The sequence below is a fragment of the Negativicoccus succinicivorans genome (assembly GCF_018373335.1).
Classification (GTDB): domain Bacteria; phylum Bacillota; class Negativicutes; order Veillonellales; family Negativicoccaceae; genus Negativicoccus; species Negativicoccus succinicivorans_A.
Genome location: NZ_JAHAHH010000036.1, coordinates 1 through 13,063, shown reverse-complemented (window position 1 = coordinate 13,063; position 13,063 = coordinate 1). Strand labels below are relative to the sequence as shown.

At 52.8% G+C, this 13,063-nt stretch carries 9 protein-coding genes; 1 reads left to right on the top strand and 8 read right to left on the bottom strand.

Annotated features, from left to right (window positions below):
- Positions 1-26 precede the first annotated feature (26 nt).
- From KH813_RS03890 to KH813_RS03860, 7 genes are all read right to left on the bottom strand, one after another.
- Positions 27-794: an SDR family oxidoreductase gene (locus KH813_RS03890; protein WP_303993483.1), complete on the bottom strand. Its 768-nt coding sequence runs from the start codon at positions 792-794 to the stop codon at positions 27-29.
- Between the two features lie 52 nt (positions 795-846).
- Complete coding sequence (locus KH813_RS03885) at positions 847-984, bottom strand: hypothetical protein (RefSeq protein ID WP_303993480.1); 138 nt, start codon at positions 982-984, stop codon at positions 847-849.
- A 54-nt stretch (positions 985-1,038) separates the two neighbouring features.
- Positions 1,039-1,269 (bottom strand): hypothetical protein, encoded by a 231-nt coding sequence (locus KH813_RS03880; RefSeq protein WP_303993478.1) that lies wholly within the window; start codon positions 1,267-1,269, stop codon positions 1,039-1,041.
- A 32-nt stretch (positions 1,270-1,301) separates the two neighbouring features.
- The gene (locus KH813_RS03875) at positions 1,302-1,532 is read right to left on the bottom strand and encodes a hypothetical protein (RefSeq protein ID WP_303993475.1); all 231 of its coding nucleotides are present in this window, start codon (positions 1,530-1,532) and stop codon (positions 1,302-1,304) included.
- Between the two features lie 315 nt (positions 1,533-1,847).
- The gene (gene rpoC, locus KH813_RS03870) at positions 1,848-5,939 is read right to left on the bottom strand and encodes a DNA-directed RNA polymerase subunit beta' (RefSeq protein ID WP_303993474.1); all 4,092 of its coding nucleotides are present in this window, start codon (positions 5,937-5,939) and stop codon (positions 1,848-1,850) included.
- A 17-nt stretch (positions 5,940-5,956) separates the two neighbouring features.
- A complete protein-coding gene (gene rpoB, locus KH813_RS03865; RefSeq protein ID WP_303993472.1) occupies positions 5,957-9,928 on the bottom strand; it encodes a DNA-directed RNA polymerase subunit beta in 3,972 nt (1,323 codons plus the stop codon).
- A 364-nt stretch (positions 9,929-10,292) separates the two neighbouring features.
- Positions 10,293-11,285 carry a metal ABC transporter solute-binding protein, Zn/Mn family gene (locus KH813_RS03860; RefSeq protein WP_303993469.1) on the bottom strand — a complete coding sequence of 331 codons (993 nt, stop codon included), beginning with the start codon at positions 11,283-11,285 and terminating at the stop codon, positions 10,293-10,295.
- A gap of 319 nt (positions 11,286-11,604) precedes the next feature.
- Between KH813_RS03860 and KH813_RS03855 the strand changes: the two genes are divergently transcribed.
- Positions 11,605-12,432 (top strand): MetQ/NlpA family ABC transporter substrate-binding protein, encoded by an 828-nt coding sequence (locus KH813_RS03855; protein ID WP_303993466.1) that lies wholly within the window; start codon positions 11,605-11,607, stop codon positions 12,430-12,432.
- 77 nt (positions 12,433-12,509) lie between these two features.
- On the opposite strand, the gene KH813_RS03850 is transcribed toward KH813_RS03855, so the two are convergent.
- Positions 12,510-12,908 (bottom strand): DUF3310 domain-containing protein, encoded by a 399-nt coding sequence (locus tag KH813_RS03850; RefSeq protein WP_303993463.1) that lies wholly within the window; start codon positions 12,906-12,908, stop codon positions 12,510-12,512.
- Positions 12,909-13,063 lie beyond the last annotated feature (155 nt).

Sequence of the window (13,063 nt, the reverse complement as noted above, 5' to 3'; positions counted from 1 at the left end):
AAGAGACCGCAAGGTCTCTTTTTTATTTAGATCGCCGTCCAACCTCCGTCAATGCAAAGCAGCTGACCGGTAGTGAAGCTCGAAGCATCGGAGGCGAAATAAATCACCGCGCCGTCCAGTTCACCCGGTCGACCGCCGCGTCCCATCGGCGAATACGTCGCGAGAATATCTTGAAACGCTTGCGTTTGAAATGCTTTTTCCGTCATATGCGTGTCAAAATAACCCGGTCCGATCGCATTGACCGTGATGCCGTGTTGCGCCCATTCCACCGCCAACGCTTTGGTCAGCATTTTCACGCCGCCTTTGGCCGCGCTGTATGCGGAAAGATAAGCGGGTTTCATCGCCACTTCCGAATGGATTGAGCCGAGGTTGATGATTTTACCGTATTCCTGCTTCAACATCTGTTTACCCACCGCGCGCGCCACATAGTATACGCCGTCCAGATTCGTGCCGAGCACTTTGCGCCAATCCTCTGTCGACTGCTCCGCCGCCGGCACACTCGCTCCGACGCCTGCGTTATTCACCAAAATATCGATGCGCTGATATTGTGCGACAATCTCTGCCACCGCCTGATCGATGCTTTCTGGCGACATGACATCCATCACCACATAGGACGCTTCCGCGCCGAGTTCTTTCAGCGCCCGCACCGTCTCCTGCAGTTTTTCTTCCCGCCGCGCGGCGACCACCACCGTCGCCCCTTGCCGAGCCAGAGCCTTGGCCAACTGAATGCCAAGACCGGATGAACCGCCCGTAACGAGCGCAATTTTACCGCTTAAGTCAAAATAATTTTTCATCTCGCACCTCCGATTACTGTGTTCTGTATTTATACTACCATATTCCCCTTATCTATACGGATCCAATCCGTTGCCGGTCGGGCCCCGTCTTCGCGTCGTGGTCAAACGTAGTCAGCGCGGTAGGCATTTCACCGACCGTTGCGTACAGTTTCCCGCGCTCGACGGTTACCGTCTTTACGATTCTTTGCATGATGTCTCCTTTCGCGCAACAAAAAACCGCCTCAGCATTTCGCTTTAGCGGCTTTTAATACATCAGGGATAAACAATACGCCACCGACGCGGGGCAACCCCTTTCTAGTACGCGCTCTGTGATTTTTCCCTCTTTTAGACTTTCAACGTCATCTTCATAGCGCGCCCTTGTAATTTCGTTTCCCTCACGCTCGAAGTACGCTTCTACCTCTTCATCGCTCAAAGACCTTCTTGATTCTTTGAAGCTGCGTACAACTATTGCTCTGTACTCTTCATAGCTTATCACTCCGGCACCTCCTCGTTTCGCTTTAGCGTCTTTTAATACATCAGGGCTAAACAATACGCAATCGACGAGGTACAACCCTTTTCCAGTATACGCTCAGTGATTTCTCCCTCTTTTAGACTTTCAACATCATCTTCATAACGCGCTCTCGTAATTTTGTTTCCCTCTCGCTCGAAGTACGCCTCTACTTCTTCATCGCTCAAAGGGCCCCACAACTCTTTGAACTCTCGCATGACTATTGCTCTGTATTCTTCATAGCTTATCACTCCCGCACCTCCTCGTCTCTATACTTCATTGCCAAGTCGTATGCTTTGGCGGCCTTTATTTAATTCTATGTTTTGCCAACGACTTCTCCCGCCGCCCGTATTGATTCAGCCGTTCGCGCTCTCTTTATATATTATAATTATACCTTTTTTAATGCTTTTTCAAGACGATCGCGTCGCAACCATGTCTCCGTTCGCATTATGCGCTCCTGCTAACCGTTGGCCATTGTTGATTCCCTAGACGGTTTCCCAATGATTGCGAATTTGAGACGCAAAAAAAGAGACGACATTGTCGTCTCTTTTTGTTTCGCTTTGCTTTTATGCTTCGGCGGCCGTTTCTTCCGCTTGGTCAGCGTTTTCTTCGACGCTTTCCACGGTGATTTGCGGTTTATCTTCCGCAAGACTGATGTTGCGGTAGCGGGACATGCCCGTGCCGGCCGGAATCAGTTTGCCGATGATGACGTTTTCTTTCAAGCCGAGCAACGGATCGATTTTACCTTTGATCGCGGCTTCCGTGAGGACACGCGTGGTTTCCTGGAAGGAGGCGGCGGAAAGGAACGAATCGGTCGCAAGCGCGGCTTTGGTAATCCCCAAGAGGATATGTTTGCCGCTCGCTTCCTTCTTGCCTTCGGCGCGTAAGCGTTTGTTCTCGAGTTCCAGCAGGTTCGCTTCGACGGTATCTCCCGGCAGCATATCGGTATCGCCGGCGTCCTCCAATTTGATTTTATGGAGCATTTGACGCACGATGACTTCGATGTGCTTGTCGTTAATTTCAACACCCTGCGATTTATATACTTTTTGCACTTCGTAGACCAGGTAACGCTGGGTCGCCTGGACGCCGAGTACATGCAGAATGTCGTGCGGGTTGATCGAGCCTTCGGTCAGGCGGTCGCCTTTGGCGATGGTGTCGCCGTCTTCGACCACGATCTTCAGGCCGTACGGAATGGTTTTGGACCATTCTTCGCCGCCGTCGGTAATGTGAATTTTTTGGATTTGCTTGTTTTCTTCCAGCGTTTCAATCTGCACGGTGCCGCCGATTTCCGCGATAATCGCGTAGCGTTTCGGTTTGCGCGCTTCGAAAAGTTCTTCAACACGCGGCAGACCTTGCGTGATATCTTCGTTCGACGCGACGCCGCCGGTGTGGAACGTACGCATCGTCAGCTGCGTGCCCGGTTCACCGATGGACTGTGCCGCGATGATGCCGACGGCTTCACCGACTTCGACCATGCGGCCGGTACCGAGGTTGCGGCCGTAGCACTTGCGGCAGACGCCGTGACGGCACTGGCAGGTGAGAACCGAACGAATCTTGACCGTGTCGTAATGTTTTTCGATTTCGGCTGCGATTTCTTCATTGATGAGCTCATTTTTCGCGATGATAAGCTCGTTGGTTTCTTTATTGTAAAGATCTTCCGCGGTGATGCGGCCGGCGAGACGGTCGCGCAACGGTTCAATGACGCCGTCGCCTTCGACGATGGCTTCGACTTCAATACCGTCGATTTCATCCAAATGAACGACGACACGGCGAGCGTCGCTGGCGAGGATTTTTTCAATCATCGCTTCGGTGAGTTTCTGTCCTTTTTGGTAAAGAACTTCACCGGCAACCGTTTCCACATCTTCGACGAGTTCTTTGTCGAGCATGCGATCCACCATGTGTTTGCGCAATTTGTTGCGCAGGTTGTCTTCGGGCTGACCCAAAGTGACAACGGTGTTTTCGCTGGATACGTGTTCGTGTTCTTCGGTGTTGGCGTACGAGCCGCGCAAGACGATCTGCGGAACCAGATGCTCGCCGATGACCTGCAAATCTTTGGCGGTAAGTTTCGTGCCTTCCGCAACGAGCGCTTCACCCGTTTCCGAATCAACTACCGCGGTTTCAAGAACGCGTCCGAGCAATTTATCCTGCATGGCGGCGATCGCTTCTTTGGCCGTAGCCGCGAGACGACCGCGCTCACGAACAAGATCAACGGAAACAATGTCGCAATCTTCTTCGCGCACGATAACATCCTGCGCGACGTCGACGAGACGACGGGTCAGGTAGCCGGAGTCCGCCGTACGGAGCGCCGTATCGGCCAAACCTTTACGCGCGCCGTGCGACGATGTGAAGTAGTCCAAAACGGTCAAGCCTTCACGGAAGTTCGACTTAATCGGCAAGTCGATGATGCGGCCGGACGGATCGGCCATCAAGCCGCGCATGCCGGCGAGCTGACGGATTTGCTGTTCGTTACCGCGGGCGCCGGATTGCGCCATCATGGTCAAGGGGTTGAATTTATCAAAGCCCTGCATCATTTCGCGGGTAACTTCGCCGGTCGCGTCATTCCAAATATCAATCGTTTTGCGATAGCGTTCATCGTCGGTAATCAAGCCGCGCTTGAAGAGGCTGTTCACTTTATCGACCTTTTGGTCGGCTTTGGCGAGAATCGTTTCTTTCGTCGCCGGTACTTTAATGTCGGCGATAGCGATCGTCATGCCGGCTTTTCTTGCGTAGTGGAAGCCGAGCGTCTTCACGCGGTCGAGCAGATCCGCGGTATGCGCCATGCCGAAATGACGGAAGCAGTTATTAATCAGGCGAGCGAGCTCTTTCTTATCCATGAGCACGCCGAGCATCGCCTGACCGGATTCATTTTCACAGTAGTAACGCAATTCTTCCGGCAGCGCCATGTTGAAAATCAGGCGGCCGGCCGTGGTCAAGACACGACCGTGTTCCGGAATGCGCACGAAGATATAATGCTGCAAGTCGATGAAGTGCTGGTCATACGCCATGACGACTTCATCGTAATCGGCAAATGTGGGGATCGAGATCGCGTTTTTCCGCGCCTCTTCGTCCATCAGGCTGTATTCCGTCTCCGGCACGAGCATGCGCAGCGCGCCTTTCTCATCTCTGTATTCTTCCGAGCGGTCAATGGTCAGGTAGTACGCGCCAAGGACCATATCCTGCGACGGTACCGCGACCGGTTTACCGTCTTTCGTCGACAAAATATTGTTGACGGAAAGCATCAGCGTACGCGCTTCGGCTTGCGCTTCGACCGACAGCGGCAAGTGGCAAGCCATCTGGTCGCCGTCGAAGTCGGCGTTGTACGCCGCGCAGACGAGCGGGTGCAATTTGATGGCGCGACCTTCCCAAAGAATCGGTTCAAACGCCTGGATACCCAAGCGGTGCAAGGTCGGCGCGCGGTTCAAGAGAACCGGATGTTTGTGGATGACATCTTCGAGGACATCCCACACTTCCGGCGCGATTTTTTCGACTGTTTTCTTGGCGTTTTTGATGTTGTTCGCCAAACCGCGGGCAACGAGTTCTTTCATGACAAACGGTTTGAAGAGTTCGAGCGCCATTTCTTTCGGCAGACCGCATTGGTGCATTTTGAGTTCCGGTCCGACAACGATAACGGAACGGCCGGAGTAGTCAACACGCTTACCCAACAAGTTCTGACGGAAACGGCCCTGTTTACCTTTCAGGAGATCGGAAAGGGATTTCAGCGCGCGGTTGCCCGGTCCGGTGACCGCGCGGCCGCGACGGCCGTTATCAATGAGCGCGTCGACAGCTTCCTGCAGCATGCGTTTTTCGTTGCGCACGATAATTTCCGGCGCATGTAGTTCCAGCAAACGTTTCAAACGGTTGTTACGGTTGATGACACGACGATAGAGATCGTTCAAATCGCTGGTCGCGAACCGACCGCCGTCGAGCTGCACCATCGGGCGCAGTTCCGGCGGAATGACCGGCACGCAGTTCATAATCATCCATTCCGGACGGTTGCCGGATTTACGGAAGGCTTCGACGACTTCTAAGCGACGAATCGCGCGCAAGCGGCGTTGGCCGCTCGCTTCCTGCATTTCCGCGCGCAGTTCTTTGCGCAGTTCTTCCAGGTCGATTTCCGCCAACAGGGTTTGGATCGCTTCCGCGCCCATCTTCGCGACAAACGAATTGTACCCGTAGGTTTCGACCGCTTCCCGATATTCCGCTTCGTTCAGCAGTTCTTTTTTCTTAAGTCCCGTGTCTTTCGGATCCAACACGATGTAGGACACGAAGTACAGGACACGTTCCAACGAACGCGGCGAGACGTCAAGAATGAGTCCCATCCGGCTCGGAATTCCTTTGAAGTACCAAATGTGCGACACCGGGGTGGCCAATTCGATATGCCCCATGCGTTCGCGACGTACTTTGGCGCGGGTGACTTCGACCCCGCATTTATCACAGACGACGCCTTTATTGCGGATCCGTTTATACTTTCCGCAATGGCATTCCCAGTCCTTGGTCGGACCGAAAATCCGTTCACAAAAGAGACCGTCTTTTTCCGGCTTCAGCGTCCGATAGTTAATCGTTTCCGGCTTGGTGACCTCACCATGCGACCAGGCACGAATCTTTTCGGGCGAAGCCAGTCCGATTTGCATCGAATCAAATTCGTTCACATCTAACAAATCTACCGCTCCCTTCACTATTCAGCGTCGTTATCAGTATCGGTGAAGAACGGTTCCGCGGCGGCGATATTTTGGGTATCGGCCTGCTGCGCCGTGTCTTCCACGCTCATTTCATTTTCTTCCGGTGCGTTATCCGCATCTTCCGTCTCCGCGGAAGTTCGGCTTTGCCCGCTGGCATCGGATTCCATGACTTCGCGCAGTTCATTTTCTTCCGCCTGCGGCAAGTCTTCTTCTTCGAGTTCACGAATGACGACTTCTTCGCCGTTTTCATTCAAAATGCGAACATCCAAGCCGATCGACTGAAGCTCTTTCAAGAGCACCTTGAACGATTCCGGAACACCCGGTTCGGGGATATTTTCCCCTTTGACGATTTTTTCGTACGCTTTCACACGGCCGATCACATCGTCGGATTTCACCGTCAGGATTTCCTGCAAGGTGTACGCTGCGCCGTACGCTTCCAGCGCCCAGACTTCCATTTCACCGAAACGCTGGCCGCCGAACTGCGCTTTACCGCCCAACGGCTGTTGGGTGACGAGCGAGTACGGACCGGTCGAACGAGCGTGAATCTTGTCATCGACCAAGTGGTGCAACTTCAACATGTATTTGTAGCCGACGGTAACGCGGTTGTCCATCTTTTCACCGGTGCGACCGTCGAACAGTTCCGTCTTGCCGTCTTCCGGCAAGTTGGCGAGCTTCAACGTGCTGAATACGTCAACTTCCGACGCGCCGTCAAAGACCGGCGTCGCGATATGAATACCGGCGACATCCGGTTCGGGCATGCCGTATTTATCGACATCGTAACCGTATTCTTTCAAGCGACGCGGCAGATCCGGATCGTTGTTGCGAATTTCCATGCCTAACGCCTGAACCGCGCGTCCCAAGTGGGTTTCCAAAACCTGACCGATATTCATACGGCTCGGTACGCCGAGCGGGTTCAACACGATTTGAACCGGCGTGCCGTCCGGCATGAACGGCATATCTTCCTGGCGCATGACGCGGGAGACAACGCCCTTGTTACCATGGCGGCCCGCCATCTTATCGCCTTCGTGAATCTTACGTTTCTGCGCGATGTAGACGCGAACGAGTTTATTGACGCCCGGTTGCAGTTCATCGCCGTTTTCACGGGTGAACACGCGAACATCAACGATCTTGCCGGATTCGCCGTGCGGCACGCGCAAGCTGGTGTCGCGGACTTCGCGTTCTTTGTCGCCGAAAATGGCACGCAGCAAACGTTCTTCCGGCGTCTGCTCGGTTTCGCCTTTCGGCGTGACTTTACCGACCAGGACATCCCCCGGGCGCACTTCCGCGCCGATTGAGATAATGCCTTCTTCATCCAAATATTTCAACGAATCTTCGCTGACATTCGGGAGCTGGCGGGTAATTTCTTCCGCGCCGAGCTTCGTGTCGCGCGCATCGCATTCGTATTCTTCAATATGGATCGACGTGTAAATGTCTTCCTTGCACAATTCTTCCGAGAGAAGAATCGCGTCTTCGTAGTTGTAGCCTTCCCACGGCATAAACGCAACGAGCACGTTGTAACCGAGCGCGAGTTCGCCGCCGTCGGTTGCCATGCCATCCGCCAGCGCATCGCCCGCTTCCACGCGATCGCCCTTATAAACGAGCGGGATCTGGTTGATGCAGGTGCTCTGGTTGGAGCGCATGAATTTGATCAGATCGTAACGATCCAATTTGCCGTCATCGGTTTTGATGATGATTTCTTTCCCGGTGACGCGTTCTACCGTACCCGCGCGTTTGGCGAGTACGCATACGCCGGAGTCGCGGGCGGCGGTGTATTCCATGCCCGTGCCGACGAGCGGTGCCTGCGTACGCAACAGCGGTACCGCCTGACGTTGCATGTTCGCGCCCATCAAGGCACGGTTCGCGTCGTCGTTTTCAAGGAACGGGATCAATGCCGTACCGACCGAAACGACCTGTTTCGGCGAAACGTCCATCAAATCCACGCGTTGCGGCGCGACTTCAATGACTTCAGATTGCAGACGGCTCGCGACATGCGCGTGTTCAAAACGGTTATTTTCATCAAGCGGTTCGTTCGCCTGCGCCACGACGAGGTTTTCCTCGGCATCGGCGGTGACGTAACGCACTTCGCTCGTAACGGTGACATCATCGCCGTCGTGTTTCACCACGCGATACGGCGTTTCAATCAAACCGTATTTATTGACTTTCGCAAAGTTCGCCAGGGATGAAATCAAGCCGATGTTCGGACCTTCCGGCGTTTCAATCGGGCACATGCGGCCGTAGTGCGAATGGTGCACGTCGCGAACTTCAAAGCCCGCGCGTTCACGGGAAAGACCGCCCGGTCCCAATGCGGAAAGGCGACGTTTGTGCGTCAGTTCCGCCAACGGGTTCGTCTGGTCCATGAACTGCGACAATTGGCTTGAACCGAAAAATTCTTTCAGCGCCGCTGTGACCGGACGAATGTTGATCAGCATCTGCGGCGTCAGATTGTCGATATCCTGCGTCGCCATACGTTCTTTGACGACACGTTCCATGCGGGTCAAACCGATGCGGAACTGGTTCTGCAACAGTTCGCCGACGCAACGCAAGCGGCGGTTCCCCAAGTGGTCAATATCATCGACATGGCCGATGCCTTCCATTAAATTCAATAAATAGGAAATATTGGCGATCATGTCCGCCGGTTCGACGGTACGCAAGGTGTCCGGAAGATTCACGTTATTGCAAACGATTTTGACTTCCTGACGATTTTCGCCTTCCCCTTTCAGGACATAAATTTCCTGCAGACCCGGAATGCGTTTCTGCGCGAGCGTTTTTTCTACGCGACGCGCCGGCAGCACGCCTTCAATAATGGCCTCGATATCATTGGCGGGCATGCGTTTGAACATGCCGCTGTCTTTAATGGCTTTCAACTCTTTCTTGCCGACTTTCGTGCCTTCTTCCAAAAGCACTTCGCCGGTATTGATATCCACGAGAGTATCCGCCAGCGTCTTGCCTTCGAGCTGACGCGCCCAGTCGGAGCCGGCATCGGCAAACATTTCGGAGGCCGCGATCTGGTCGAGTTCTTTATGACCGATCACGGTGCCTTCGGGCAAAACAACTTTGCCCGTGTGCGGGTGAACCAGCGGGCGCGCTAACGTCTGACCGAACAGACGACCCTGCCAGCCTAATTTCTTACCTAATTTATAACGTCCGATATGCGCCAAATCATAGCGGCGCGGATCGAAGAACAAATTGTTGAACATCGAAGTCGCGCTGTCGATGGACGGCGGTTCGCCCGGACGCAATTTCTTATATATTTCAATTAACGCTTCTTCCTGCGAACGCGTCGGGTCTTTTTTCAACGTTTCCGCGATGCGCGGATCGTCACCGAAAAGATCCATGATTTCATCATTCGTTTCGAAGCCCAGCGCGCGCACGAGAACCGTCGCCGGCAACTTGCGGTTACGGTCGATGCGCACGTGCACGATATCATTGGCGTCGCTTTCGAGTTCAATCCAAGCGCCGCGGTTCGGAATCACCGTGGAGCTGAACAGCGACTTACCCATTTGGTCAATCGTGCCGCTGTAATATACGCCCGGCGAGCGCACCAACTGGCTGACGATAACGCGTTCCGCGCCGTTGATGACGAACGTGCCGGTATCGGTCATCACCGGGAAGTCGCCCATAAACACTTCCGTTTCGGCGAGCTCACCCGTTTCGGCATTTTCCAGACGAACTTTCACGCGCAGCGGCGCCGCGAACGTCGCGTCGCGCTCCTTGCATTCGGCGATATCATATTTCGGTTCACCGAATTTGTAATCATCAAAATAAAGTTTTAATTTACCGTCTTGATTATTGCCCCGTTCATTGCTTTCAATCGGAGAAATATCTTCAAAAATTTCCCGCAGTCCTTCTTCCTGAAACCACAGGTAGGAATTTCGCTGTAAATCGAGCAAGTGCGGCATTTGCAAGACCTCATTGATCTTGGCGTAGGTGTACCGTTTCCGCGTGCCCATATTTACCGGTTTGAACATGCACTTGTCACCCTTTCTGATATTGGCGTTATCGTGTCGTCTCGGCTATTCACGTGTCGTTTTCGAAAAATGACAATAAAAGCAAGGTTCCTTTTTGAACCTTGCTTTTGCATTTTTTGTACTGCGTCTCTCCTCTATCAGTCTCCACGATCATAATGACACTACTGCAATTAGTAATTTTATCATTGATTACAGAAAATGTCAATCAAAAGACGTAATACTCCATATTCAACTTTCGTAAGTGATTGTACCTCAATTTCCATGGCCTGGCAAGTCCCTTTTATTTTTCGCATACGCACCGCGCATTCATTCTTTTGCGGCAAGAAAAAAGCCGCCACCGAAGTGACGGCTGAAGGGAAGCATATTATTGTTGACCGGCAGTCAAAGTGGCCAGATTTTCACGCTGCAACTTAATGTAATCGTAGCCCGCTTTTTCCTGCACGACGGTCAAGCCTTCAATCGGATTCAACACGCGTACGACCGCTCCGGTCTCCGCGGCGATCGCGTCCGCCAAGCGCGGATTAACGAGTTCTTCGCTGTAAATTGTGTGCACATCATGTTCACGAATGAATTCGACCAGTTGCGCCATGCGTTCCGGCGTCGGTTCGGCATCCGCGTCAACACCCATGATGCCGACTTGCGTTAAGCCGTAGCGCGCGGCCAGGTAACCGAACGCCTCGTGTGAAACGACGAGATGTTTATTCGCGAGCGACGAGAGCTCCGCATCCATGTCCTTGTCGAGCGCCGCCAATTCCTCTTGGTATTTCTTCGCATTGGCGCGGTACGCGTCGGCATGCGCCGGATCGGCTTTCGCCAACGCGTCGGCTACCGCCGCCGCTTCTTTCATGACGTTTTGCGGATCCAACCACACGTGCGGATCTACGCCGCCGTGATGGTGGTGATGATGATGGCCTTCCGCATGATGATCTTCATCGTGATGATCTTCGTCATGGTGATCGGCATCATGATCATGATCGTGATCATCGTCATCATGGTCCTCTGCCTTCAGCAGATCCAACCCATGACTTAATTCGACGACCATCGCGTCACGCGTAATGTCTTTCTTCAAAATCTGATCGGTCGGTTCCAAACCCGCGCCGTTGTAGAAAAAGACTTTCGCCTGACCGATTTTCTTCAAATCGCTCGCGGTCGGTTCCCAATCGTGCGGCTCCGCTCCCGGCGGCACCAAAAGCGTGACGTCGGCGTGATCCCCCGCCACTTTTTTCACCACGTCGTACACGGGATACACGGTCGTTACCACCTGCAGTTTTCCCTGATTTTCCTGCGGGGTCTGACCGCAACCGACAAGCGCCAGCAAGGCCGCGCACAAACTCAATACCCAAATTAACTTTTTCACTCTTCCACATCCTTTCTATTCCCCGATTATAGCGATTTAGCAAGCTGCGTCAATTTCACGCTGTACCACAGAACAGTCGTTCAGATATTCCGTTGGCGACAACGACAAGGCGCATCGCCGTTTCGCTCACTTCGCCTTAATTATATTTTTATATTTCGTTTGTAAAAAAATGCGGTTTATGACGCGTATCTTGATGTTATTTCAGTCCATTTTATTATTTTTTATATAAAATTGTCTGCATAATTGTTTTATTTGTTTGACGAAGCATCGGGAAAATGCTATATTGAGGGCAATTCAAAAAATTCAAGGAGGTTATGACATGAAAAAATGGTATAGTTTAGCCGGTGTCGGTGTCATGGCATGTGCTCTTGTAATCGCCGGCTGCGGCAGCGACAAACAATCGGAAAAAGCAGCCGCTCCCGCGCCGTCCGTCACGATTAAGGTGGGTGCATCCCCGGTGCCGCACGCGGAAATCCTGGGCAATGTCAAAGAGGCGCTCGCGAAAGAAGGCATCAATCTTCAAGTCATTGAGTTTACCGATTACGTACAGCCGAATCTCGCGCTGAACGACAAAGAGCTCGACGCGAACTACTTCCAGCACCAACCGTACTTGGACAACTTCAACTCCGAGCACAATCTGAAATTAGTCTCCGCGGGCACGGTCCATCTTGAACCGATGGGCGTATACTCGAGCAAGTTGAAAGATTTGAGCGGTTTGCCGGAAGGCGCGAAAGTAGCGATTCCGAACGACCCGACCAACGGCGGACGCGCATTGCTTCTGCTGAAATCGGCCGGTTTGATCGACCTGCAGAAAAACGCGGGCATCACGGCGACAGTAGCGGACATCATCGCCAATCCGAAAGGCTTGGTATTTTCGGAACTGGAAGCCGCGCAATTGCCGCGCGCGATCAATGATGTTGACATTGCCGTCATCAATACGAACTACGCGATTGACGCGGGCATGAACCCGATCTCCGACGCGCTCTATCTCGAAGCGAAAGATTCCCCGTACGCCAATATCGTCGCCATTCGTGACGGCGATCAACAACGTCCGGAAATCGAAAAACTGATGAAAGCGCTGCAAAGCGAGTCCACCAAGAAATTTATCTCGGATAAATACAAAGGGGCTATCATCTCCGCTTTCTAAGCACAAAAAAGACCTGCCGCGGCAGGTCTTTTTTATTGTCCAAGTGTTTCTCAGCGCCAACGCAATCCGCATGACGACTATTGTTTCTCCGTCAGCGCATGTTGCAATGCTCCGCGCACAAGTTTCCACTCCGCTCGGGCGCTCGTTCGATCCCCCGCCTGATCGGCCACGCTCGCCGCCTGCAAGTGAACCACTGCCGTCGCCAAAATCGGTGTCAACTGTTTGTCTTCGGTAAAATTCTGCGGATCAATATCGCGCAGGCGCGGCTCGGCCAGAATGCGATGAATGTACCACAGCGCTTTCTGCAGGTCGAGGCAGTACGTTTCGGGTGATTTTTTACCGGCGCGGCTGATATACGCCAGCGCGTCACCGGCATGGTGATCCAATCTCCACGCCTCAATGGCTTCGATCGTTTCATAACGGCCGTCTGTGTAGTAAGACGGACTTTGCACAGAATCATGCGGTTTTCGTTTCATATTTTACCTCATTATGTTGCAAAGAAAAGTTTTCTTCATTGTACATCATTATTTATTTTATACATATACATATACATACGCATGCATATACACATATACAAATACACATGTATGCATATACACATATACAAAAACCGCTCTCATCATGATGAGAG